Genomic DNA, 26,051 nt, shown 5'->3' on the forward strand with positions numbered 1-26,051 from the left:
AAACAGCGTTATGGTGCAACCAAAATACGTCAAATGATGTTAAAAGAAGGTATTTCAGTATCACTTAAACATGTCCAGAAATTAATGAAACAATTAAGTTTAAAATCAATTGTTGTCAAGAAATACAAACCTCAATTGTCTAATAAAAAAATTGTTTCAAAAGAAAATATTTTAAATCAAAACTTTTCTACTAAAAATATCTGTGAAAAGTGGGTAGCTGATATCACTTACATTCCAACAAAGAAAAATGGTTGGTGTTATCTATCTTCGATTATGGATTTACACACGAAGAAAATTATCAGCTATACTTTTTCAGAACATAAGACAGTAGATTGTGTTCTAAAGACTTTAAATCAAGCTAAACAGCGTTATGACATTCCAGAAGGAATGATTCTACATACTGATTTAGGTAGCCAATATACCTCTTTAGAATATGAAGAATGGTTAGCAACAAATAAAATAAGACATTCCTATAGTCGTAAAGGAATGCCTTATGATAATGCAGGGATTGAATCGTTTCATGCGTCATTAAAGAAAGAAGAAGTTTACACAACAAGCTATTTAGATTTTGAAGAAGCCAATCAAGCCTTATTTAGTTATATTGAGGGATTTTATAACCGTAATCGAATCCATAGTTCGATTAACTATTTAACACCACATGAATTTGAAACACAAGAGAAGTTTAGAATGGCTTAACTGTCTCTACAAAAATGTGTCTAAGATATTGACCTAGATCCAAATTTATAATATAGTTACAAGTTAAAGAAAGTGTAGTACGTTCTCTTTATTTTGTTATCAATCTTCGATACACTATCACAGTGAAACGCTTTGAGAAATGATGAAACATACAAAATAATGAAAGAAATAGCTGATATTATAGGTGTTTCCAAAACTATTTTGTTTAGATTTTTTTAAACTAGCTCCTTTCATGAAACGTTTAAGAAATGCAACGCTAATATGTATGATGAAATGACTACAAAAGCTATTTAAAATAAATGAAAAAGTACCTGTTAAACATCGATTTTTATTGATAATTTTGATTCTAAATATACATTTAAAATGGGAAATACTGAAAAAAGATTTCTTTTGATTTAAAATAATTATTTTTGACCAAATATAACTGCCATCATGTCTACCAGTCAGTTAAATAACTATTAGTTCAAGATACATACAGTAATGCTATCTTTTTTAGGAGGGAACTTAATGATTATACAAAATTATGAGGATAAGTACTTAAACGAAATTATTATAATGATAAAAGAATGTATCATGAACATTAATATAAAAGATTATTCAGAAAAACAAGTATTAGCATGGTCTAATATTGACCTAAATGATTTTAAAAATTCTATACCTGAGAATGCACAAATAGTTTTAACAGAAACAAACAAAATAATTGGTTATGGTGATATGACTAACACGGGTTACTTAGATAGACTGTTCGTCAATAAAGATTGGCAAAATAAAGGAATAGCAAAATTAATATTAAAAGAACTAGAATTGAAATGTTCTTCAACAACCTTTTCAACGTACTCATCTATAACTGCAAAACCATTTTTCAAATCTCAGGGCTATAATGTCATCAAAGAGAATCAAGCATTTCTGAGAGGTGAAACTTTTTTAAATTATTTTATGGAAAAATATAACTAGTGATTATACTAAGTTAACCTAATATTTTTTTCTTTCTTTGTAAAATTGAGTTTTATGTTAACTGAATAATTATTAAAGGTTCTCAGAATATTTCTGAGAGCCTCTTTAACTTAATTTAATATCTAATTATGTAAAGCAAGGAGTTAAATAACTATTCTTTGATAAAACTAACTTTTCCTTTAGCATTTTTACCAGTAACAGAAATTACATATTTTCCGTCCTTTGGAACTTCAAAGGTAAACCTATCTTTATCTTTATTGTAGTTCTTTTTAAATAAGATCTCCTCATTTTTATTTAAAAATTCTACAGTTAGCTCTCCAGATTTATTATCAATATCACTTATTATTTTTTCTGATTTTTTAAAAGTTAATTCTTGAGAGTCTTTCGTATTTAAAATATCGTATGACATTATAAATTGGTCGTCATTACCAGTTCTACTACCATTAAATTCTCTCCTTAAAGTGCATGAAGATAAAACTACTAACAAACTAATTATCCCAAGTATCTTAATTATCTTTGCGTTCATTTTTAAAACTCCTTTTTATTCTATTATACCACTATTATCTAACTTAGAATAATTATGTAATTATGTAAACCAAGCCACTAAATAACATTAAATAATATTTTTAATACCTCTTTTTCGTTTGACCAGTGCAGATAATGTGAGCCTTTTAAAGCAAAAATATCTTTCACATTTTTAAATTGTGAATTATTATATTCTTCTTCCCTTGCATCAGTACAAAGCAAGGTAATATTTGCTAATAAACTATCCGATAATATTTTTGCTGATTCATCAATAGTCTCAACAGTATTTTTCGATTCTGATAGTATCGATTCGTTACCAAATCCGTTAAACAAAATTTGACTGTTTAAAGTCCGCTCTTCTAATGTGTTATTGGGGTTAGTACTTTCTAAAAAATCTGTTGGAATGACATCACCCTTCACAATCATTGTTTTAATATTTTTAACTTGTTCTATGAAGTTCTCATCTTCATTAAGAACAGCATCTTTTATATCGATATGAGGAGGTTCTATTAAAAAAATTGATTTGATATCTAGTTTTTTTTGAGATAAGAACAAACTATAGATAGCGCCCATACTGTGACCAAATAAAACTATGTTTTTTAATTTTAAATAATTAATAATATCTAAGTAATTCTGTATGATATTAGATATATTTCTATTCATATCTTGTTCAATACTTTCTCCATATCCAATAGTATCAATAGCTAAATAACCATATTGATGATTCAGTTTATCTATTATATTTTTAAAATTAAAATAGGTAGAATCTCCTCCAAAAGATGGTAGAAATACAATAGTTTTTTGATTTTCTTTAGCTTTTTTATAAAAGTAATGAATAGATCCTAATTCTGTTTTATATACGCTCATAATCTCAACTCCTTTTTGAAATTATATCATTTGATATAGCTGCCAATATTACCATTAGGTTAACATAATGGCAGATTATAATGAGTGAAATAGTAACAGTTGAAAGATTCTATAGAATGAATTATATTAATCATAGAATATAAAATCACATTTCGGTTGGTAGTCCGAAAACATTGTAAGTAACCTTCCCTCCCTGGGTCGTCCTTTATTCTAATTTTTAAATAAAGGGAGGAATAAATATGTCTTTGACTATTTATTTTAACGGACAATATTGGTGTGGCTTAATTGAGTATTCAGATGAAAAAAATAATTGGGTCGTTCGAGAGCATATTTTTGGACCAGAACCAAAAGTAGAGGATATTTTTAATTTTATTAATTATATTCTTCCTAGCATGTTAAATGAAGAGTGGTTGGCTCAAAATAAAACTATGCAAGAGAAACAAGAACGAAAAAAGATTAACCCCAAAAGACTTCAGAGAATGATCAATAAAGAAAAGAAGCAAAAAATTCTATCTTCTAAGTCGCAAGAAGCTATAAGACTTCAACATGAAGAAAAGAAAAAAGTAGCTAAAAAGAAAAGAAAAGAACGTAAAGAATTGTACCTAAAAGAGCAATTTGAAAGAAAACAAGCTAAAAAGCGTGAAAAACACAAAGGTCACTAAGAATATTGTAAAAGCTCTTCAATTTATTTTGAAGGGTTTTTTAGTTTACATAACTGGTGATTATGCCAAGTTGTTTTTTAGTAGTATAATTAGCTAAAAGGAGCGATTATTATGAGTCCAATAACAATTATTGATCTAGGAATAGCTGTTCTATGTTTTATAGGTGCAATAACATTCCACTTGTTAAAAGAAAAGGGAACAATTTTAGTTAGTGGATTTGATAGTATTGCTGAAAAAGATAAAAAAGATTATGACCAAAAAAAGATTAGTTTAGATATGAGAAATTCATTATTAACCTGGGGACTGGTCTTATTATTAGGCTCTATTCTTTCTCAATTCATTCATGAGTATTTTGGAGTAGGAGCTATGTTAATATTTTTTATTTTAGTAATTAATTCAATTGGTTCTTTTGATAAATACAAAAAATAGTTATTTAACGTCTTAGTTAACATAATTACTTATTAATCTAAGTTAGAAAGTTTGACATTAATTATGGATATCTTTAAGATTTGCTTTGTAAGATTAGACAAAAAACAAAGGATTGGTGAAATAAAATGAATACATATTTTAAATGGGATACACACAAAAAATAATCAAATAAGTAATAGGAAGGAGAGGATATAAAGAATTAAGATAAATAAAGGAGAATATTATTATGTTAAATAAAAAAAAAGCAACTAAAAATGATTACAAATTAGTTTTAGATATTTGGGAAAAATCGGCAAAAAAAACTCACCATTTTCTATCGGATGAGGACTTTAATTTTTATAAAAAAATTATTCCAGAACATTTAGATTACGTTAATCTATATCTGTGGGAAGACAATGATGAAATTATCGGATTTAGTGGAATAAGTGAAGATGAATTAGTCATGCTTTTTCTTGATCCCGATTTCATTGGAAAACGATATGGCAGTAAAATATTAATCGAGTTAATGGAAATGGAAAATATAAATAAAATTGATGTTAATACTCAAAACGAATATGCAAAAAACTTTTATTTAAATCATGGTTTTGAAATAGAAAGTGAAGATGAGGTAGACGGATTTGGTAAGCCATATCCTATAACACATCTAATAAAAACAATCAAAACAGATATTTTTTAAAATTAGAGCAATTTAAAAGTCATCAGAATTGATTCTGATGACTTTTACTTATTATCAAGATATATAAATCGATTAAATAGCTGATGTAGCTCTAGGTTCACATAATGGCAGTTATACTAAGTAAATTAACTAAAGTACCAAGTTAGAATTAAAGTAATTAAAATAAAAATACTGATAACCATGCATATGATACCAATATAAGGAGCAACATCTTTAGCTTCTTTAGGATACTTATTAGATGTATTACCAGCAACAAGCCTTAGCCATTTCCCTTGTCTTAATTTAAAACCCATTATAAAAATAAAAACATCAGATATAGCTACTAAAATCAAAGTGAATAACCACATTCTGATTCCTCCTTTTTACTAAGTATTTTAGTTAAATTAATTATACCATGTGAACATCAAATTTAAGTTGGTTAACATATACCATGATTATATTAAGTAACAACATCTATTGGTTTATTTTAGCATGTACATGGATCGCTTCTTCTTGAATCTTCTTGAACTCATTCTCTGTTTTAATTTGTTCCAAGGTTTTCTGGCGTGTATTGTCATTTAAGTAATTTTTAATTAAATCATAGAATGAGATAGATTTTTCTTTTGTATTTTGATTAAGGTGCTCTTTCCATTGTTGTTTATTTAATTTATCTAAAGAATTAGCTAAAACATTTCCAGTGTTATACAAAGAAAAATCAACAAGGAATTCAGTACCAAAGTCACCATTTCCCATAGCTTGAAACACCTCATAAAATGTAGGTTTCCCACCGTTTTCAAATTCTAGTATGTCGTATTTTTTATTAATTCTTTTTCCTGATTCCCGACCAACATAAGAAGCTGTGCTCTCAATGGTTTCTTTTTTTGCCTCCTCTATCAAATAGTCAGGATTCGTTTTTTGTCTTTCTTCATAGACCGTTATATATTCTTGTAATAAAGACAATACCTCTTCATTTTTTAGGTTAGACTGATTTAACTTATCTAATAATTTATAGGATAAGCCAAGGAGCGATAGGTCATCCACTGTTAAATCAATTTGATTAGGCTGGCCATCTTGCCAACAGTTTTGTGCGTAAAAATGAAATGCTTCATGCATAGTAAAGATAATAAATTGATTACCTGGAGGCATAGCTGTAAAATTATCTTGAGTATATTTAATAAAGAAAACTGGTTTATTTTGATCAATATTTTTTCTACTACCCGTTGTAGAAAAATTCCCTATGGCTAAATTAAGTGGGATGACTTGAGGATAGGTACTTGCATATCTACTCACAGGCACAGCAATATTTTGGTTACTTTGAGTTAACTCTTTTGAACCAATGGAGCTAGTTTTCTTAAAGTTAAAAGCATAGAATCGGTTCAACCATTTAGATTGATTAATCGTTATTATAGGGTAGTCTGTGACGTTGAAATTAGGCCATATCTCTCCCTTGTCTATTAGTGACTGGTTAAAAGTTGTCATATCAGTAATCATTTGCCTGTCTGTTTTGTTTAAACTCGACACAGAGGTTTTAATGAATTTGTTGCCAACTATCGGACCAATAAAAATAATAAATATAAGACTTAATATAAAAAAACTTATTTTAGTTTTTTTTTTCAATATCTCCACCCTTTCAAGAATTTTTTAATCACGATTTATTTTTTCTGATGTTGAATCCGGAATATCTGTTAAACTAACTTCGTCAGACCTAATTATTCCTTTATTTTGATTAACTTTTAATTTAAGATAAGCGTCTTTTCTTAATGGTTTATTCCTTGCTTCAATCATTGTGAAGTCCTTTTTTCGCTATTTTTATTATAACCTACTTGTTTATAAGTATACTCTGTTAATCCCGTACCGCCACCTTCAGTTATATGTTGTTCAGATATTGGTTCAGAAGTGATTTTTGTATAATACATAACACCATATAAATTATCATAATAAATCTTTCCTATAAATGCCATTCCAATAATTGATATGATTCCCCAAATAACCCAATTTAAGATTTTCATTTACTAATTTCATCCTTTTTTTATTTAATATTTAACAATTTTAGAGTACTAAAAAAGTAGTCGAGAGTAAAACGGCTGTAGAATGATAAGCAAATAGGGTTGGTGTTGGATTGATAATATAAATTTTTTTAAAGAGAGAATAAAAAGTGATTTAACTCTTTGCTTTACATAATTACTTATTATAAAAAGCTGCAGACTTACCACGGAGCAAACACGCCAGAATTGCGAAAGTAGATTGGTCTACACAAAATGAAAAAGGTTATAGTACCTAGTAAGAAATAATCGAATGTGAATCGATAAAAAAGTGACAAATAAAGCGTAATACGCACTTTTCTCCATACATCAAAAATGTGATGGTAATTGCTTAACATCTTAGGTCAATCCATACTTACATCCCACATCACTAATGTGGGTGTTATCGCTTAAAATATTTTCACAAGAAGTTGCTGTTGCATCATAAAAAAATGCTAGCTTTTTTTTATGAAGTTGATTAATTTTATCTTGAAATTTTTAAATTCTTCAGGCGATAAGTCAGAGTCATAAGGTGTCTTTTCTTCATTTTTTGTGCCGTAAAATCAGTTTGATGTGTGCCAATTTTTACCCCTAATACTTTATCTTTTGCGACCCATTTTTCTTCTTGCGAAAGCTCATTATTGTGTTCAATATTAAATATTTTTCCCTAAATCATCTTGTTCTCATTTTGAAAAATAATTTGCATTTTTTTCCCTACTCTTATAGAAAAAAATTTAACTGTGGCAACGTTTATCGTGTACTTTAAGAGTATTATCTTTATATTAAGATAAAAAAATGAAGGAAGCTACGCTAATATAGCTAAGACTAGACTTTTCACAATAATAAAAAAGCATCTCCTGTCAAATTTATCTATACTTGAATTTGACAACAGACACTTCTTCTTCATTAGGTCTTATGGCTTAAAGATATTGCGATAATCATTCTTTTTATTTTTTTCCTGTAAATTCCGCCTCCAGCCGATAAATTGGTTGACCTTTTTTAGAAAATTTTTCTTCATACTCCGTCAGCACATTACCTTCATATGACGATTCATGTAAGTCCAACCATACTTGTTTTAATACCATGCCGTATTGTGATAGGCTCGCTAAAGAATACTCGAACAGACCGCGATTATCCGTTTTAAAGTGCAGTTCAGCCCCAGGTCTTGCGATTGTTTCATACGTTGCTAAAAAAGTCTTATATGTTAAGCGACGCTTAATATGACGTTTTTTCGGCCATGGGTCCGAGAAATTCAGATAAATCTGATCCACTTCGCCTTCCGCAAAATAATCAGATAAGTCAGCCCCGTTTACTAATAACAGCTGCAAATTAGGTAATTTTTCTTCTATTTGTTTTTCTAATATAGAGATAATCGCGTTTGTCTGCAATTCAATACCAATATAATTAATATCAGGATTCGCTTTTGCCATCCCCACAACAAACTGACCTTTTCCACTACCGACTTCGATGTGAATCGGTTGTTTTTTTGCAAAGCGTTCTTCCCAGCAACCTTTCCAGTCACTGGCATCTGTTAAAATATACTGTGGGTGATCTGCAATTGTCTGCTCTGCTCCCGGTTTGTTTCGTAATCTCATTTATTTTCCTCCTAAAAAAAGTTCCTTGACTAGTTAATCAAAGAACTCTAAACTAATTCTATTTTCCTCAGAAGCTCTAGATACTCTTCCATTGCTTCTAAATCTTCACTTAAATAACTGCGTTTAATCTGCAACAGTAAATTAATTGCTGCGTACCATTTAACTCGCTCTAACAAATTATCATTAGGGTTTTCTCCATAGCGTTCTAGCCATTTCGACCATTCTTCACGTGGCAGATAACAACCCAGAATTGATCCGAAATCAAGCGCCGGGTCAGCCAGAATTGAATAATCCCAGTCCACTAAAAACACAGTACCATCAATAGATTGTACCCAATTCTTATGCATGACATCGCCATGACACGCTACATGAAACTGCGGATCATAAGTTGGTAAATGATCCTCCAAGTAGCGAAATACTTCAAGTAAGAAAGAATCATTTTTTAATTCTATTGGCAAATCATTCACGTAATCACGTAAAAAATCAAAAGCAGATTTTTCGTGACCACCCATTCGTTTCAACATTGAACGTAGCGATTCCGATTGGTGCAAATGATTTAATATTCGAATAACTTCAGTACTTTCAACCATATCAATTGTCGATAATTGCTGACCATCAAGCCATTCTTGTGCGGTCACAATATCTCCATTACCCATACGCTTTGTCCAAAGCAATTTAGGTGTAAGCCCTTCTCTGGATAAAGCCGCCAGAAAAGGTGTCGAATTTCTTTTTAAAAATACTTTTTCTCCATCCTTGATACCCTTATAAGCCTTACCGGTATCCCCTTTTAGCGGTTGGAGATTCCAGTTTTTATCAAATTTAAATATCACAATCTTTTCTCCCCAATAAACTTAATCAAACTTCCGCATAAAAGACAGTTACCAACATTTTTCAAAATCAGACAATCAGTATATCATATAATTCAATTTGTTTCTGTTAAAATGACATTTTCTGTATTTTTTTTAATCTGTGCGGGATATAGGACTTATATAAAAGAAGCCATTCTATTGCCAATGCTGCAATTATCATCAAGGCATCCAGCTTATTTGATAATGTTATCAAACTAATAACGGCAAAAATCAAACTAACAAAACCTAAAATTTTAGCAATCAATTGTTCAACTGCGTTGGTCTTCAGCTTTGCTGATACTGGATAGAGTTGAGCTAACAGCATATAGTCAAACTCTCCAACAATCGGTACCAATTGAAACCCAATCAAATAAAGGAACAGCACGGAAATCAATGCACTAATCCACAACTCTGAACTAAATGCCATAATCAAACCACCCACAACCATCAAACGAATGACCAACCCGCTATACTCTGTTCCTCGAAGGAAAACTCTCGCGTAAAGATATCTATAAACATTCGCTTGTGTTTTCGGAATTCGATTCAACCATTTATCCAAATAAGCACGTCGTTTAACTTCGCTTGTCAAACCAGGTACATCAGTAAATAAGTTAATGAAAGTATACATTTGTTTCATTCGTTTTTTTTCAATTTGACAGCCTTTTTCCCACATTAATGTGCCGCTTTTGATTGCCTGTTTTGTCATATTATCGTTAATTAGCAAATAAATAAGTGCTAATACCAATCCGATAACCGGTTGTACAAATAAACTTAGAAGAATGCAACAAACTGTCACAGCCAACCAAAGCAGTCGTCTCACTGTCCATTGCTGGTCGTCTTGTTGGTACAAAAATTGCAATTTCAATTGTAAATCAATTCGTTTTAAAGTAATCAGCATAACTAGGTACATCAAAAATTGAACACTACCGGCTAATTCTACAACTACAAGCAACGGCATTGTTATTCCAACCAAAACAATTAACACAATGCTTGGAAAGACCATTGAATAATTAATAGCCTTCTTTAAATATTCTTTCATTTGTCTTTCTTTCGGCAGTAAAAACACTTGATCTGCTTCTTGCAGAAGGGTTGCCAGATGGCCTAAAAGCAGAGTCAGCAGCCAGATTAGTGCAACCACGACTTTGATAAACATTGATTGATCAACTGTTAATGTTTTAATCATATCAGAATAATACAATCCACAGCCGCCCACTGCAAACATCAGAATTAAAATAAAATGATCATTAAAAATATACTTCATGTATTTCATCATTTTAGTTTGATGCCGTTTCAAGCGCAATTGATAAAACTCAGTCATTGTTATGCCTCCTCTTCTTTAGTCAATGATATGTAAATATCATCCAACGAAGAATCAGGCAAATGGAACTCTTCACGTAATTCAGGCATCGACCCGTCAGCTCGTACTTCTCCATTATGCAGCACAACAAAACGATCACAATATTTTTCTGCCGTTGCTAATATATGCGTAGACATTAATATGGCTGCACCATCTTTTTTCATTTCTTCCATTAGTTCCAGTAAAGCATTAATAGCCAGTGGATCTAACCCTAAAAAAGGTTCATCTATAATATACAGACTAGGACGTGTGAGAAACGCACATAATACCATCACTTTTTGTTTCATACCTTTAGAAAAATGCACCGGAAACCAGTCCAGTTTATTTTCTAAGCGAAAAGTTTTCAATAGTTTTTCTGCTCGCTTAAAAGCTTCATCTATTGGAATATCATAAGCCATTGCAGTTACTTCGATATGTTCACGCAAAGTTAACTCTTCATACAGTACCGGCGACTCGGGAATATAACCGATTTTTTTGCGATAATTTTCTGGAGCTGCTTTTAGCGTCTCATCGTCAATTGTAATCGTTCCTTTTTGAGCAGTCAGTAAACCGATAATATGTTTAATCGTTGTACTTTTCCCTGCTCCGTTCAAACCGATTAGTCCCACCATTTCCCCCGATGACACATCGAATGAAATATCTTTTAAAACAGGGATATGACCATAGCCCCCTGTCACATGTTTTATTCTTAAACTCATTAACAATTCCTCCATTAATAATACAGTAAGTATACCATATTTTTTATTGAAATCTCCTTAGATAAAGGATGATATTTTCTCCAATTGATGACATATTTATGGTAAGGTATTTATGAAGCATATCTATTTATTATTAGGAGGAAACCCACATGACAGATTGTATTTTTTGTAAAATCATTGATCGTGAAGTTCCAAGCTATACTGTTTATGAAGACGATGCAGTTTATGCCTTTTTAGATATTACTCAGACTACAAAAGGACATACCTTAGTCATTCCGAAAAAACATATCGCAGATATTTTTGAATACGATGAAGATTTGGCTCAAATAGTTTTTTCACGCATTCCAAAAATTGCCCGTGCTCTAGAAAAAAACTTTCCCGATATGGAGGGTTTAAATATTGTCAATAACAATAAAGAAATTGCTTACCAGACAGTCTTTCATTCGCATATTCATCTAATCCCTAGATACGGCGCAGATGATGATTTTAGTATGACGTTTAAAAACAACGGAGAGTTATACTCTGCTGATGATATGGCAGCAATCGCTGAATCTATAAGAAAGAATGTGAGCAACTGATGACTGCATCATTTTCTACTCATAAATTTATTAAAGGATTACTCACAGGTGCAGCAATCGGCGGCGGCATTGGTCTGCTGTGCGCACCCAGAAAAGGGGCTGACCTTCGTGAAGAATTAACGTCATCTGTTGAAAATAGTGTTGATCTCGTTTTAACAACTAAAAATGATGCTCAAGCAGTCAAAGAAGACATTACTAAGGTTAAAGACTCTCTTAACACTCTATTACCACCATTAATTGAAAATACCGAGAAAAGCATTAATCGCTTTAATTTTAAAATAGATCCACGTATTACCGAAATCAAACAACAACTTGGCAAAATCAATCAAGAAATTGACAGCTTTAAACAGAAATTAACATAAAGGTACTATTCGTAGGTTCTAAAACGTGATTATTTTATGAAATTTTATTGAAATTAGCCTTATTAACATTTTTTTTACATTAATAGTATGTTATAGTTGTAAACGTGATTAATAATAAATGAACAATTATCAAAAAATTGAATAGGAGTGTCCGAACTACATGAAAACATCAATTAAATTGACTGCTGCTGCAGTACTAGGTTTAGTAACTTTGGCCGGCTGTTCTAGCGGAAACAAAGAAATCGTCTCAATGAAAGGCGGTAAAATTACTCAAGAAGATTTTTACAACGAATTAATTAAAGGCGATCAGTCTAAGCAAGTCTTAACTGGTATGATTTTCAATAAAATTGCTTTAGAAAATTACGGAAAAGATATCAAACAAGATGAAATCGATAAAGAATATTCTACTGCTGAAAAACAATACGGCGGTAAAAAAGCATTTGAAGATGCATTAAAACAATACGGTATGGATTCTAAACAATTTAAAGAAAATATCAAATCAAACTTAGCACAAAAGAAAATGATGGAATCTCACATCAAAATTACTGATAAAGATTTAGAAGAAGCATGGAAAACATATCATCCAGATGTTGATGCTCAAATCATCATGGTCGATAAAAAAGAAACAGCAGATAGTATTGCTAAAGAATTAAAAGATGGTGGAGACTTCACTAAAATTGCTAAAGAAAAATCTTTAGATACAACAACTAAGGCAAGTGGAGGTAAAGTAACATTTAATTCAACTGCAGTAACAAAACCAGCTAACGTAGCTGTACCTCAAGAAGTAAAAGAAGCCGCATATAAATTAAACGACGGCAACACTTCTGAAGTTATCACAGCTGCTAACCAAATGACAGGGGCTGAAGCATTCTACATTGTTAAAATGGATAAGAATCAGAAAAAAGGTAATGACTACAAACCGTTTGAAAAACAATTAAAAGAAGTTGTTGAGCAAACTAAATTATCTGATCCTGCTTTCCAACAAAAAGTCTTAGGTGATGAACTAAACAAAGCCAATGTTAAAATTAAAGACAATGAATTCAAAGACATCTTAACCCCTTATTTACCAAATAAAGATCAAGATAAAAAAGATAATTCAAAATCTGATTCAAAAGATAAAACTGAAGAATCTAAAACTGATTCTACCGATAAAAAATAAAAACAAGCACACCCTAGCTAGTCTAGAGTGTGCTTATTTTTTATGGTAATTCTGGAAAAAGCAACTTGAGTATCGACTGTGTTAAGCGCCGGCTTTCACCCGCATAAGGATAGATGTGCATATGCATCATCGGATTAAAATTAGCCTCAATAATCCCATAATCTTTTACATTATCAAGTGGTTTAGTAATATCAGGAATAATAACATCTATTCCACTGACAATTGCTCCAAGAGTAGTCACAGCAGCCTCTGCCATTCTTTTATAACTGTCATCTACTTGATTGGTCACATCAATTGAGTCGCCACCAGTACTAACGTTTGAATTGTCACGTAAATAAATAACCTCTGCCATTCTTGGAACACTGTCAAATGTTAATCCTTGCTCTTTAAGAGCCAGCTCTTCCAAATCACCCAACATTATCTTTTCTAAAGGTGATCGATGATTTTCACCACGTAAAGGGTCTTGATTTTTTAACTCAACCAACTCTCTAATAGTTTGTCGACCGTCTCCAACAACATTGGCTGGAACTCTCAGCAAGACAGCTAATGTTTGCCCATCTACTACAAAGAAACGATACTCTGTTCCCTCGATAAATTCTTCGACCAATACATCACTATCTTCAGCAAAAGCCAATTCTAAAGCTTGATAATATCTTTCTTGCGACATACCTTCTTTAAAAATAGAAATACCTAAACCGAAATTTGTTGATTTAGGCTTTACTACAACAGCCTTATCAATAAATTGTTCATACGCTTCGGCGGCTTTTTCGAAAGAACTAAAATTTTGTCCCTGCGGCACACGATAACCCGCCTGATTTAGAATCTTCTTTGTCACTACTTTATTTTCCATCATCAATGGGACAACGTAACTATCTTTACTTGTCATGTTTCCATTTTTAACATATTCGACATGACCTTTAAACGATAATTTTAAAAACTGGTCTTGTTCATCTAATACTTCTAATTTAATTCCTTTTTGTAAAACATCAAAAATCATTATCTGTGTAGATAGTTCCATATGCCGATAACCAGCAAGCTGATATGGTCGACGTGTTGCCTCTTGATAGAAATCTTCAGCTAACGTTGTCGCAAAATCATGCTGCGATAAATGACATTCGTCAAGATAAGCAACCATTCGACCTGCTAAAGTCAATTCAGGTTTTGCTAACTGTTCAGCTGCTGCTGCAATCATGTCTATCGATTCATTGGGCATTTGTAGCTTTTCAGCCATATCAGCCATTTGACTTAATAGCCATTCACCTTCATCTAAAAACCTTGTTTGTTCCAATGGATGCTCTAAGGACACCATATCATTATATTCTGTTCCCAAATCGACCATCTCATCTGACACAGAGTCTTCAGGAAGCCACAGCATCAACATCACAAATAAGTGAATAAAGTCCATTGTCCATGTCGTGATACCATACTCAGCCCATGGATCTAAATCGATATTTCGCAACTCAATGTACCTAATACCAGTCTCTAACATTTTTCCCAACGGTTCAGAACCGCGTAATCTAACAGGTGAATAAAATTCTTTCGCTTCAATCAATTCACCATGATCAACTAATTTTTCAATATCAGCGACATATGATTCCAGTGATTGATAAGACACATGAATTTCTGGACGATTTGTATATCCATATTGACTATTGCGAATGCTTCTCACCGGCTGCTTAGGGGCATCCTCAATAAAATACATATCTTCTGCATAAGGTGATGCTCCAATTAAGTAGGTTAATAACCAGCGATACCGTAAATATTGACGAGCAATTTTTAAATAAATTTGTGTTGAAAATTTTTCAAATGTTTCATGCTCTGTTTGCTGATTATATAAACAATGAATCAACTCTTTCGGTAATTCAAAATTATAATGAATCCCACTGACCATTTGTTTTCTTTTGCCATACACTTTAGCTAAATAACGACGATAATTAACGTCTCCTTGCGATGCTAATTTTGCAATGATAATATCTCTATCTTGCTGAGGCAATGCTGGGGGCATACTTAACGGCCATAGACGTTCTGACTCTACCATCGAACGAATTCCCACATCATGTAAGGCACCTAAAAATTGAATGACTTCCTCAGAACTTTCAAAGACAGGTGTAATCAACTCCATTTGTGTCTCACTAAAATCTGTTTGTATATAAGGATGATAATCTCTGCTACCTAATGATTTAGGATGATCTGTTTTAGCCAAACTACCATCAGGTGTCACTCGTTGGCTTTCTTTTTCCAAACCAATGCGCATCTTTTTGAATAATGGTCTTATTTTTTCTTGAATTAACTGTTCTTGTAAGTCTCTCATTTATCATATATTCCTTTGCATTAAAGTCAAATTCTCATGTGGTCATTATAACATTCACATCTATTATTCTCTATTTATCTGTTTTTAAGTCTTTATTTTATTCAGTCATCAATCGTTTATAAACGTTTATAAATTCACTAACTAAGTCAAGATATGCTGAAGCAGTTACTAAATGATCTTCGCTATGAACAGAAAGTAAGGTATTCATTAGAATATCTTCAGAATTACTCACCATATTATCTGTTGCTAATAAGTCAGCTTGAATTAATTTAGCTGATTGAATTTTTTCTTGTGCTAGAAACATATTATGAGCTGCCGACTTAAACTCTGCTGCTTTAGCGGATTGCAAGGCAGACCCTGCATATTGTTTAGCTTGACTTATTTGTTTAATTAAATCTGTTGTTATCATTAACCATTCTTGTTTCATTAATTTCCAACCTCCGTCATTACTTTTTATAAATTCGTTTATAAAAGAGGATTGCATCGATAATAATAAAAAAATCAAAGCTAATACTGCAAAAAATCCATCATAATATATAGATTAGTCGCATATTTTAAGCATGGGACATAGGAAAAAAAACAGCGAAATTACAACAACCTTACCATCTGCCAGTTTCCATGTCCCATATTGCAATCATTTTTCCTTATGCTCATCCTGTAATTAGCATCATTGTATATTAATAACAGCTTGTTTAGCACTTCATTACTAGAAAAAAAGCAGTATCGAAAAAGCTGTCTTTTCGATACTGCTTATTATTATTCTGCTACTGGTTTACGTAAGAATCCTAACATGACCGCACTGATAACAGCGCCTAATAAGATAAATAGCAAGTACATAAATGGATGACTGACTAAAGCAATAACAAAGATACCACCATGTGGAGCCATTAATTTAATACCCATACCACCGACTAATCCACCTGTTACTATTGCTCCAACAACAAAACTTGGAATCATGCGTAGTGGATCAGAAGCAGCAAATGGAATCGCACCTTCTGTAATAAATGAGAATCCCATAATTAAGTTGGTAACACCTGCTTGTTTTTCTTTTTCTGTAAATTTATTTTTGAAAATAAAACTAGCAATCGCAATTGCTAATGGTGGTACCATACCACCGGCCATAACTGACGCCATAACGACACTACCGCCTGTTGCAACTGTTGCTGCAAGTGTTCCTGTACCAAAGACATAAGCTGCTTTGTTGATTGGTCCGCCTAAATCAATACACATCATAGCTGCTAATAACGCACCTAATAATGCCGCATTTGCACCGGATAATGACATTAAGAAATTATTTAAACCAGTATTGATAGCACCCATCGGAATGTTGACTAACAACATTAAGAATCCAGTAATAACCAACCCAAACACTGGAAAGAATAGAATCGTTTTAATACCGTCGAGAGATTTAGGTAATTTAGCAAATACTTTTTTCAATAGTAAGATGACATAGCCTGCTAAGAAACCACCGACTAAAGCACCTAAAAAACCTGAAGAAACAGGATTTTCTAAGTTACCAATTGACACACCTGAAGCCGCTAACGCACCCGCTGCAAACCCAACAATTAAACCTGGTCGATCAGCAATACTTGATGCAATGTATCCTGCTAACACGGGCAGCATAAAGTTAAAAGCTGTCCCGCCGATTGTTTTAAAGTAAGCTGCTGCCGGATGATATGAACCTAAATTAGCTAATTCAGATTGCGGAACACCCATCGTTTGGTCAATTAAGAAAGCAATGGCAATGGCAATCCCGCCGCCGATAACGAACGGAAGCATGTGGCTGACACCATTCATTAAATGTTTATAAATTTGTGAACCAACACTTCCTTTACTTGACTCGCCGTCTTCAGCTTCTGAATCATCACCTGTACTGTGATAAATCGGTGCTTTTCCACTTGTTGCTAAATTAATTAATTCTTCCGTTTTCTTAATGCCATCACTAACTGGACGGTTAACTAAATGTTTGCCATCAAAACGTGCCATCTCAACATTTTTATCTGCTGCAACAATAACCCCAACAGCTTGAGAGATATCTTCTGGTGTTAAACGATGTTTAACTCCTTCTGATCCGTTTGTTTCAACTTTGATATCTACGCCCATTTCAGCTGCTTTATTCTTCAAGGCATCCTCTGCCATGTAAGTATGTGCAATTCCTGTTGGGCAAGCAGTAACTGCAACTATATAAGGTTTATCAGATACAATAGCGTCATCTGCTTGTTCTTTCGCTTTAGCTTCTTCGGCTGCTTCTTTCGCTTCGTATTCTTTTTCAGCATTATCAAATAATTCCAAAACTTGCTGCGGTTCAGTCACACCTTTTAACGTATCAATTAACTTTGGATTCAACAATAAACGCGATAAACTAGCTAAAGCCTGTAAATGTGTATCGTTGGCACCTTCTGGAGCGGCAATCATAAAGAAAAGATAAGTCGGCTGACCATCAAGTGATTCATAGTCAACACCCTTAGCACTTTTAGCAAATAGAACAGTTGCCTGTTTAACTGCTTTATTTTTTGAGTGAGGCATCGCAATACCATCACCCAAACCAGTTGATGTTTGTGCCTCACGAGCTAAAATACCCTCTTCGAACATTTCTTTATTATCAATACGGCCGGCTTCATATAATTTGCTGACCATTTCATCTATTGCTGCTTTTTTTTCAGTTGCCTGTAAATCAAGAATCATGCAATCTGTTGATAGCAAGTCGATAATTTTCATAACTTTTTTCCTCCCGAGTCTTTAATTTATTTTATTAATAACAACCTTGTCGACTAATTCTAAAATATAATCCCCTGTTGCCAAATCATCACTGAATGCTGTTGCGCTACCCGCTGCGACACCATATTTAAAAGCATCTACACTATTTCTGGTTTTAGCGTATTCATTAACAAATCCCGCTACCATTGAATCTCCGGCACCAACCGAATTTTTTAGCTGTCCTTTTAAAACAGGGGCTTGATACACTGCATCTTGGGTCACTAATAGAGCTCCATCACCACCCATAGAGATTAAAACATTTTTTGAACCCATTTCGATTAATTTTCTGCCATAAGGAATCATATCAGCTACTGAATTAAATGTAACATTAAATAAGTCCGCTAACTCATGATGATTTGGTTTAATAAACTCTGGACCATATGGCAAGATATCAAATAATGAATCACTGCTGATATCAACTACAAAAGGTACATCATTTTTCTTAATTTCTTTGATCAGCTCAACGTACACATCAGCCGGCAAACCTTTTGGAATACTACCTGAAAAAACAACTAAATCATTTTTAGTCACCTTAGCCAATTGTGATTTCAATTGTGTCAATGCTTCAGATGAAATAACTGGACCTTGACCGTTAATCTCTGTTTCAACATCACTTTTCAGTTTAATATTAATTCTTGTATCACCAGGGACATCAATAAAATCTGTCCGTAATTCTTCCTTGGCCAAAGAATCTGAAATAAATTGTCCAGTAAATCCTCCGACATATCCTAGATTAACGGAGTCGGTTTTTAAATTTTTCAAAATACGTGAAACATTTATTCCCTTGCCTCCAGGAAATTTAAATTCCTCTGTCGTTTTGTTTAATTGATCTGTTTTAAACTCAGGTACACGAATCACATAATCAATTGCTGGGTTTAATGTCACTGTATAAATCATTTAATGAACCTCCTTAATGGTTGTTAATTCTAATAGTTTTTGTTTTAATTCTTTTGGTACAGTCGTGGTAATAATACTGGCTGTATCAATATCTGCTATCTTCGAAAAGTTAACTTTATTAAACTTTGTCGAGTCTGCTAACACGTATGCTCGCTGCGCTTGGGAAATAACAACGTTTTTCACCTTCGCTTCATATGTATCGGCCGTCGTATAGCCATAATCAACATGAATACCATTTGTTCCCATGAAGGCCTTATCAAAATAATATAATTTTAACTGTTCTAGGCTAACATGACTAACAACTGATTTAGTCTTTTGTCGTACTTCCCCACCAATAATGACTGTTGCTAAACCAACATCCACACTCAATGTCGCATGATAAACAGAATTTGTTATCACATGACATTTTTTTCCTTGCAAATAAGGCAGCATGTCATAAGTCGTTGTTCCAGCATCTAAATAGATATAATCTCCGTCATTTACTAGTGTCGCCGCATACTCAGCAATTTTTCTTTTCTCATGAGTGTTTTTGACGGCTTTTTCCATCATCGTTAATTCTGGCTCTAACTTGATCACCCGTCTTGCCCCACCATGAATCCGGGATAGAAGATTTTCTTCCTCCATCTCTTGTAAATCTCGACGAATAGTTGATTCGGATACATCAAGTAAACTCATCAAATCTCTATTTTTAACAATATCATTTACTTCTAACAGTTTTAAAATTTCACTTTTTCTTTCTTCTGTCAACATCCGTATCAACTCCATGCCCATAGTATATCGTCAGTTACATTCAAAAGCAACCAAAAACTGTCACAAGTGATAAAAAAACAGTCAACTAACGTCATGTTAGTCGACTGTCTTTTAAGCATATCGCTCAATAACATCTTTAAATAACCCGTAAACAAATTGATTCGGATCAAAATCCTCTAGATCATTAATTCCTTCACCCAATCCGACTAATTTAACTGGTAAACGTAAATCATTACGAATAGCTAAGACAATACCGCCTTTCGCTGTTCCATCTAATTTAGATAAAACTAACCCAGTCACATCAGTTGTTTCTTTAAATTGTTTTGCCTGAATAAGTGCATTCTGCCCTGTTGTAGCATCAACAACTAATAAAACTTCATGCGGTGCTGACGGATATTCTCGCTCAATCACACGCTTCATTTTTTCCAGTTCCTTCATCAGATTCACTTTGTTTTGCAACCGGCCAGCTGTATCAACCAATAAAATGTCAAAATTTTCTTTTTTCGTTTTATCGACTGCATCAAATACCACCGCAGCCGGATCACTTCCGGCTGCATGTCTTACAACTTCGACACCGGCTCGCTCACCCCAAACAACTAGTTGATCAATTGCACCCGCTCGAAAAGTATCCGCCGCAGCTAACAAGACTTTTTTCCCTTCTTCTTTATAGCGATGCGCTAATTTACCGATGCTAGTTGTTTTACCTACGCCATTGACTCCGACAAATAAAATAATTGTGGGGCCGTCAGACTGCATGTTGATAGCATTATTTTCTTTTGTCTTTTCAGTATCGTAAATTTCAACTAATTTTTCGACAATTACCTTTTCAACATCTGACTGTTTTTTAACATTTTTCAATTTCACTTCTTCTTGCAGTTCATCCGAGATTCGCATAGCAACATCAAAACCGACATCAGCTGCTATTAAGGCTTCCTCTAAATCTTCAAAAAATTCATCGTCAACCATTCGAAAATTAGCAAATAGTTGATTCATAAATTGTCCAAACGTTTTACGTGATTTTTCCAGCCCTTTATCATATTTCTCGGTTGTCTCTTGGTTTTCTGACTTAACCTCTTTCTCAACTTCTTCAATCTCTGGTTCAGAAACGATTGTCGGTTCAGTTTCGGTATCTGACGAGTCGTGAACGGACAACTCTTCACTCACGACTTCTTCAATAATTTCCTCTGAAGCTTGTTTTTCTTGGTTTTCTCCCTTTGGTTCCTGTTCTTCTTGCTGCTTTACAGAAGTTTCAACCAAACGTTTTTCTTCATTTTTTTGTTTCGCTGATTCGTTTTCACTTTCCAGCGTACCTTGCTCTTCAACTTCTATTGCCTCTTCAATAGATTCATCTATTAATAAATCAGGTGTGTCGGCTTCTGCTACTTTTGATTCAGATACCTGTTCCTCATTAACTGTTACATCTTTCTCGACATCAGGAGAAACTTTCTTCTCTTGCTCATCTGATTCTTTTTCACCAAAAACGGCTTTTTTTATTTTATCAAAAATCCCCATTTAATTGTCTCCTTTCACAAAAATAAATTTTTCAACTGCTACTGCAACCCCATCAGCTTGATTGCTTGACGTGACGTACTGCGCAATCTTCTTTAACTCATCGTTGCCGTTTTCCATTACCACACCCAAACCAGCATATTCAATCATGGAACGGTCATTTTCTTCATCACCGATTGCCATGACTTCATCTCTTGTAATACCCAAAATATCAGCTAATTTTTGAATACCATTGGCTTTACTGACGTCCTTATGTAATATTTCCAATAAATTAGCACGTGATTTCATGATATTAAAAGTATCATAGTAAGATTCTGGTATTTGTTCAATCTGTTGATCCAAAAATTCCTGATCAGTTGCCACCACCATTTTATTATACATCCGCTCAGAAGACAGATCGGCTAAATCGGAAGAAGCAAACGTCAGTAAGGGATTTAAATCTTGATAGATTGAGGCCCGTTCTGGTAGTGATGTCGGCAAATGAATACATGTATCATTTGATACAACATCTAGCGGCAATTTTAATTTACTCATCAATTGTGTCATTTGCTTGACTTCATCTAATGAGATCGAGTGTGCAAATAGTTCTTCACCCGTATCATTTTTTTGAATCGCACCACCGTTAAAGGTGATACTGTAATCGCCAATATCACGCAACTCTAATCGATCTAGGATTGGACCTATCGCTATTAAAGGACGTCCCGTACAAATAACTACCTTTACACCCTGTTTCTTAGCTTTTATAAGAACTTGTTTATTGTATTCTGAAATAGTCTTGTCATCTCTTAACAAAGTTCCATCTAAATCAATCGCTATAAGTTTTATCACCCTGAAACTCTCCCATCTTTATTTAATCGCTGGATCATCCTTAAAATCTTCCAAATGAACTGAAACAATTTTTGATACGCCGGATTCTTGCATCGTGACACCATACAAATCATCTGCAGCTTCCATCGTTCCTTTACGATGGGTAATTACAATAAATTGACTGCTATCGCCAAAGTGGCGCAGATAATTCCCATAACGTGCAACGTTAGCATCATCTAATGCTGCTTCTACTTCATCCAAAATACAGAAAGGAACTGGACGTGCCTGTATAATCGCAAATAAGAGTGCTATAGCTGTCAATGCTCGTTCACCGCCTGACAACAAACTTAATTGCTGTAATTTCTTACCCGGTGGCTGAGCTACGATATCAACACCAGTATTTAATAAGTCACTTGGATCAGTCAGTGTTAAATCTGCATGTCCTCCGCCAAACATATTAGGAAAAACTGTTTGAAATTCATGACGAATATCACTAAACACGTCATGAAATTTTTCAATGACCAGCTGATCCATCTCGCTCATTGTATCCAATAGAGCGTCTTTTGCCTGCAACAAGTCATCACGTTGGGTAGCTAAAAAATTATAGCGTTCAACCAGCTCGTCATACTGGGTAATTGCTTGACTATTAATAGGTCCTAGATTTTTTAACTCCCGCTTCAATCGCTCTATTTCTAATTCATCTGCTGAAAAATCGATGATTTTTGTCACATTGATTTTAGCCGAGTCATAGTTAGTCCCATATTCTTCAAACAAATACAAACTCAAGCGTTCTAAAGACAGATCGGCTTGTTTTTTAGCCACTTCAACATTCGCCTTTTTATCCAAAGTCATTTGCAGCTCTTTATTACGCGACACCAATGTCTGATCGAAAGAGACTATAGACTGATGGATTACTTCTCGATCGTTGCGTTTTGTTTCCACGTCGGTCATTAATTGTTCGCGTGTCTGTTTTAACTGTTGCATTTCCTCTTTAAGCTGATGATTTAAAGTTTCCTGACTTGTCTGCTCTGTGGATTCCGAGTTTAAACGCTGCTCAAATTGTTCAAGACTTTTTTCAGCATCCAACAACCAGTCTTCTTTTTCATTGGTTCGTTCAGCAATTTGTTTAATTTGTTCCATTAAAACAGCTGCTTCAGATTGTTTCTCAGACAATTGTTGTGCAGTATTATCACGCTTTTGCGTATTGTCAGATATTTCCTGCTCGGTTTGATTCATCAGCTTATCTAATAATTGACGTTTGTTTTCAGTTGCTGCATATACTTCTTCCAGCTGCTCTTTTTCTTCTTGATAAACTTCTAAAAAGCGTTGCAGTTCTTGGGTTTCGTAATCAAACACACGTCGTTCTTTTGCTTGCTGTTTCTGTTTTTGGACTAACTGCTGTAATTCATTGTTAATTGATTGTTCTGTCAGCCTTGCTTGTTCTCCGTCTCGGCGAAGTGTCTCAAGCCTTTCTTCTAATTCGGTAGCTGTCTGCTTTTTAAGTGCGACATCTTGCTCTTTACGCTGATAAAGCATCGTCATGTCGGCAATTTGCTTCTCTAAGACCTGTAATTCATGGTGCTGATTAAATAGATTTGCGCCCTGTCCTCTTTTAGTTGCTCCACCAGTCATTGAACCTCCAGGATTCATGACATCACCTTCAAGTGATACAATTCGATACTTATAATTCAACTCTTTCGATAACTGATTGGCTGATGCTAAATCTCTTGCAATAACAGTCAAGCCTAATAAATTCTGAATAATGCTTTGAATTGTCGGATCACAAGTCACCAATTCACTAGCAATCCCCACAAACCCAGGTAGCTGTTTCGCTGTTTCGCGTACATTTTCGGCAATCACACGTGGCTTAACAGTTGTTAGTGGTAAAAAGGTAGCTCGACCAGCACGTTTTTGTTTCAAGAATGTAATTCCTGATCGAGCGCTCTGCTCGTCAGCTACTACTATATGCTGAGCCGCTGCTCCTAATGCTGTTTCAATGGCTAAGCTGACCTCAGCAGGTACTGTGACTAGTTCAGCAACAGCACCAATAATACCGTTCATCTGCTGTTTTTCTTTAAGTACTGCACGAACACCTTGATAAAATCCGGCGTAATTTTCTTGTAACTCACGAAGACTTTTCTCTTTGGCTTGCGCCTGCTGTAAAATTTTCAACGCATCGTACATTTGACGTTCAGTCATCTGTATTGTTTGTCTTAACTCTTGGAATTCCGTCTGCGTTGTTTGATACCCTTCTGTCAGATGCTGTAAAACATTTTCATGATTAGTTTGTTCCTTTTCCAATTGAGTCTTTCGCTGTTCTATCTCTTTATCTTGTTGAAGCAACTGGTCATAAGCATCCAAATCTTTTTTATTGCGCTGTGTTTCCTGCTGGTATTGTTTTTCCAAATGTTTCAAATCATTTTTGATATTCGTCTGCTGCTGCATAATATCTATATAATCGCTGCGCAAATCATCAGCTTTTTCTTTGGATGACCGATTTAAAAATTCTAATTCCTTCGTCAAAGCATCAATCTCATGAGTTAATTCACGTTTGCTTTTTCTTTTTTGCGATAGATTGGCTTTTAATTCTAACAACTCTTGTTGAATTACTTCAATGTTGGTACGCAAATCAGCTGATTGCTGCTCATATTGATCCGCTGTATGAACCGAATGTTTCTGTCGTTCTTCATTAACTTTTTTCTGCCCCTCTAAACGTTCATATGACTGAGTAACTTTTAGAAGTTCTGTCTGTAATATTTCCAGTGAATGGTCAAGTTCATCACGCTTCCCACGATAATTTACTAAATCTCGTTCGACTGTTGTGATTGTTTGCTGTTCTGCGGCAACGGTCTGATTAATATCAGCTAACTTTGCTTTTTTTTCATCATATTCGACTTTTAATCGTGTCATTTTTTCAATAGTAACACGTAAATCAACTTCTTTTAATTGCTCTTTTAACAACAAGTGCCGTTTAGCACGTTCGCTTTGTTCAAACAAGGGTTCTTTTTGTGTTTCTAACTCAAAAATAATATCTTTCACACGACTTAAGTTATCATCAGTCTCAACTAATTTTCGTTTAGCTTCTTTTTTTCGTGTTTTATATTTTAGTACGCCTGCAGCCTCTTCAAAAATACCTCGACGATCCTCAGGTTTACTATTAAAAATTGCTTCAACTTTCCCTTGCGAGATAATTGAAAAAGATTCTCTTCCTAAGCCGGAATCCATAAATAAATTAACGATATCTTTCAACCGGCATGGCTGTTTATTAATAAAAAAGTCGCTTTCTCCTGATCGTGTTAGTCGTCTCATAACGCTGACCTCACTGTAGTCAATAGGTAAGGTCTTTTCCGTATTATCAAGAATCAACGTCACTTCAGCCACATTTAAAGGGGAACGCGAAGAAGAGCCAGCAAAAATCACATCAGGCATTTTTCCACCGCGTAAATTTTTTGCTGACTGCTCCCCTAATACCCAACGAATGGCTTCAGTAATATTGCTTTTGCCACTGCCGTTTGGTCCGACAACAGCTGTTAATCCTTGATTGAATTCAATAATCGTTCGATCGGCGAAAGACTTAAATCCAGCTATTTCAAGACGCTTTAAATACACCTAAT

At 33.8% G+C, this 26,051-nt stretch carries 26 protein-coding genes; 8 read left to right on the forward strand and 18 right to left on the reverse strand.

Annotation, left to right across the window (positions count from 1 at the left end):
* On the forward strand, positions 1-696 hold a 696-nt coding region (locus CBF37_RS07055), incomplete at its 5' end, for an IS3 family transposase (RefSeq protein WP_125984060.1).
* Between the two features lie 507 nt (positions 697-1,203).
* Positions 1,204-1,650: a GNAT family N-acetyltransferase gene (locus tag CBF37_RS07060; RefSeq protein WP_125984061.1), complete on the forward strand. Its 447-nt coding sequence runs from the start codon at positions 1,204-1,206 to the stop codon at positions 1,648-1,650.
* A 151-nt stretch (positions 1,651-1,801) separates the two neighbouring features.
* On the opposite strand, the gene CBF37_RS07065 is transcribed toward CBF37_RS07060, so the two are convergent.
* Together CBF37_RS07065 and CBF37_RS07070 are read right to left on the reverse strand one after the other, a co-directional pair.
* Complete coding sequence (locus CBF37_RS07065; RefSeq protein ID WP_125984062.1) at positions 1,802-2,176, reverse strand: hypothetical protein; 375 nt, start codon at positions 2,174-2,176, stop codon at positions 1,802-1,804.
* Between the two features lie 77 nt (positions 2,177-2,253).
* Entirely contained in the window at positions 2,254-3,042 is a 789-nt protein-coding gene (locus CBF37_RS07070) for an alpha/beta hydrolase (RefSeq protein ID WP_125984063.1), read from the reverse strand.
* Between the two features lie 239 nt (positions 3,043-3,281).
* On the opposite strand from CBF37_RS07070, the gene CBF37_RS07075 reads away from it, so the two are divergent.
* From CBF37_RS07075 to CBF37_RS07085, 3 genes are all read left to right on the forward strand, one after another.
* A complete protein-coding gene (locus tag CBF37_RS07075) occupies positions 3,282-3,704 on the forward strand; it encodes a YjdF family protein (RefSeq protein ID WP_125984064.1) in 423 nt (140 codons plus the stop codon).
* 111 nt (positions 3,705-3,815) lie between these two features.
* Entirely contained in the window at positions 3,816-4,133 is a 318-nt protein-coding gene (locus tag CBF37_RS07080) for a DUF3784 domain-containing protein (protein WP_125984065.1), read from the forward strand.
* Positions 4,134-4,359: 226 nt separating this feature from the next.
* The gene (locus CBF37_RS07085; protein WP_125984066.1) at positions 4,360-4,809 is read left to right on the forward strand and encodes a GNAT family N-acetyltransferase; all 450 of its coding nucleotides are present in this window, start codon (positions 4,360-4,362) and stop codon (positions 4,807-4,809) included.
* Between the two features lie 125 nt (positions 4,810-4,934).
* Here CBF37_RS07085 and CBF37_RS07090 read toward each other — a convergent pair whose 3' ends face one another.
* The 8 genes from CBF37_RS07090 to CBF37_RS07125 all read right to left on the reverse strand — a co-directional run bounded on the left by CBF37_RS07090 (position 4,935) and on the right by CBF37_RS07125 (position 11,307).
* Positions 4,935-5,156: a hypothetical protein gene (locus tag CBF37_RS07090; RefSeq protein ID WP_125984067.1), complete on the reverse strand. Its 222-nt coding sequence runs from the start codon at positions 5,154-5,156 to the stop codon at positions 4,935-4,937.
* Positions 5,157-5,262: 106 nt separating this feature from the next.
* Positions 5,263-6,405 (reverse strand): hypothetical protein, encoded by a 1,143-nt coding sequence (locus tag CBF37_RS07095; RefSeq protein ID WP_125984068.1) that lies wholly within the window; start codon positions 6,403-6,405, stop codon positions 5,263-5,265.
* 24 nt (positions 6,406-6,429) lie between these two features.
* Positions 6,430-6,573 (reverse strand): YxeA family protein, encoded by a 144-nt coding sequence (locus CBF37_RS07100; RefSeq protein WP_125984069.1) that lies wholly within the window; start codon positions 6,571-6,573, stop codon positions 6,430-6,432.
* Complete coding sequence (locus CBF37_RS07105) at positions 6,570-6,797, reverse strand: YxeA family protein (RefSeq protein WP_125984070.1); 228 nt, start codon at positions 6,795-6,797, stop codon at positions 6,570-6,572. The genes CBF37_RS07100 and CBF37_RS07105 overlap by 4 nt, the downstream gene beginning before the upstream one ends.
* A gap of 959 nt (positions 6,798-7,756) precedes the next feature.
* Positions 7,757-8,404, reverse strand: a complete 648-nt coding sequence (trmB, locus tag CBF37_RS07110) for a tRNA (guanosine(46)-N7)-methyltransferase TrmB (RefSeq protein WP_125984071.1) — start codon at positions 8,402-8,404, stop codon at positions 7,757-7,759.
* A 47-nt stretch (positions 8,405-8,451) separates the two neighbouring features.
* Entirely contained in the window at positions 8,452-9,234 is a 783-nt protein-coding gene (locus tag CBF37_RS07115; protein ID WP_276309140.1) for a phosphotransferase family protein, read from the reverse strand.
* Between the two features lie 106 nt (positions 9,235-9,340).
* Complete coding sequence (locus tag CBF37_RS07120; protein ID WP_125984073.1) at positions 9,341-10,570, reverse strand: ABC transporter permease; 1,230 nt, start codon at positions 10,568-10,570, stop codon at positions 9,341-9,343.
* 2 nt (positions 10,571-10,572) lie between these two features.
* Positions 10,573-11,307, reverse strand: coding sequence for an ABC transporter ATP-binding protein (locus tag CBF37_RS07125; protein WP_125984074.1), 735 nt, complete (start codon positions 11,305-11,307; stop codon positions 10,573-10,575).
* Between the two features lie 149 nt (positions 11,308-11,456).
* Here CBF37_RS07125 and CBF37_RS07130 point away from each other — a divergent pair, with 149 nt between their 5' ends.
* The 3 genes from CBF37_RS07130 to CBF37_RS07140 all read left to right on the forward strand — a co-directional run bounded on the left by CBF37_RS07130 (position 11,457) and on the right by CBF37_RS07140 (position 13,406).
* Positions 11,457-11,885: an HIT family protein gene (locus CBF37_RS07130; RefSeq protein WP_125984075.1), complete on the forward strand. Its 429-nt coding sequence runs from the start codon at positions 11,457-11,459 to the stop codon at positions 11,883-11,885.
* On the forward strand, positions 11,885-12,247 hold the full coding sequence (locus tag CBF37_RS07135) for a YtxH domain-containing protein (RefSeq protein ID WP_125984076.1): 363 nt from the start codon (positions 11,885-11,887) through the stop codon (positions 12,245-12,247). Before CBF37_RS07130 ends, CBF37_RS07135 begins: the two co-directional genes overlap by 1 nt.
* A 160-nt stretch (positions 12,248-12,407) precedes the next feature.
* Entirely contained in the window at positions 12,408-13,406 is a 999-nt protein-coding gene (locus CBF37_RS07140; protein WP_125984077.1) for a peptidylprolyl isomerase, read from the forward strand.
* Between the two features lie 40 nt (positions 13,407-13,446).
* Here CBF37_RS07140 and gshAB read toward each other — a convergent pair whose 3' ends face one another.
* The 8 genes from gshAB to smc form a co-directional block, all read right to left on the reverse strand.
* A complete protein-coding gene (gene gshAB / locus CBF37_RS07145; protein WP_125984078.1) occupies positions 13,447-15,717 on the reverse strand; it encodes a bifunctional glutamate--cysteine ligase GshA/glutathione synthetase GshB in 2,271 nt (756 codons plus the stop codon).
* 97 nt (positions 15,718-15,814) lie between these two features.
* Positions 15,815-16,144 (reverse strand): PTS lactose/cellobiose transporter subunit IIA, encoded by a 330-nt coding sequence (locus CBF37_RS07150; RefSeq protein ID WP_165866663.1) that lies wholly within the window; start codon positions 16,142-16,144, stop codon positions 15,815-15,817.
* A 329-nt stretch (positions 16,145-16,473) separates the two neighbouring features.
* A complete protein-coding gene (locus CBF37_RS07155; protein WP_125984080.1) occupies positions 16,474-18,435 on the reverse strand; it encodes a PTS fructose transporter subunit IIABC in 1,962 nt (653 codons plus the stop codon).
* 21 nt (positions 18,436-18,456) lie between these two features.
* Positions 18,457-19,371: a 1-phosphofructokinase gene (gene pfkB / locus CBF37_RS07160; protein WP_125984081.1), complete on the reverse strand. Its 915-nt coding sequence runs from the start codon at positions 19,369-19,371 to the stop codon at positions 18,457-18,459.
* Positions 19,372-20,121 (reverse strand): DeoR/GlpR family DNA-binding transcription regulator, encoded by a 750-nt coding sequence (locus CBF37_RS07165; RefSeq protein WP_125984082.1) that lies wholly within the window; start codon positions 20,119-20,121, stop codon positions 19,372-19,374. It abuts the gene before it with no gap.
* A 111-nt stretch (positions 20,122-20,232) separates the two neighbouring features.
* Positions 20,233-21,633, reverse strand: coding sequence for a signal recognition particle-docking protein FtsY (gene ftsY / locus CBF37_RS07170; RefSeq protein ID WP_125984083.1), 1,401 nt, complete (start codon positions 21,631-21,633; stop codon positions 20,233-20,235).
* Positions 21,634-22,458 (reverse strand): Cof-type HAD-IIB family hydrolase, encoded by an 825-nt coding sequence (locus CBF37_RS07175; RefSeq protein WP_125984084.1) that lies wholly within the window; start codon positions 22,456-22,458, stop codon positions 21,634-21,636.
* 18 nt (positions 22,459-22,476) lie between these two features.
* On the reverse strand, positions 22,477-26,046 hold the full coding sequence (smc, locus tag CBF37_RS07180) for a chromosome segregation protein SMC (RefSeq protein WP_125984085.1): 3,570 nt from the start codon (positions 26,044-26,046) through the stop codon (positions 22,477-22,479).
* Positions 26,047-26,051: the final 5 nt, after the last annotated feature.

The sequence above is a fragment of the Vagococcus vulneris genome, from assembly GCF_003950515.1.
Classification (GTDB): Bacteria; Bacillota; Bacilli; order Lactobacillales; family Vagococcaceae; genus Vagococcus; species Vagococcus vulneris.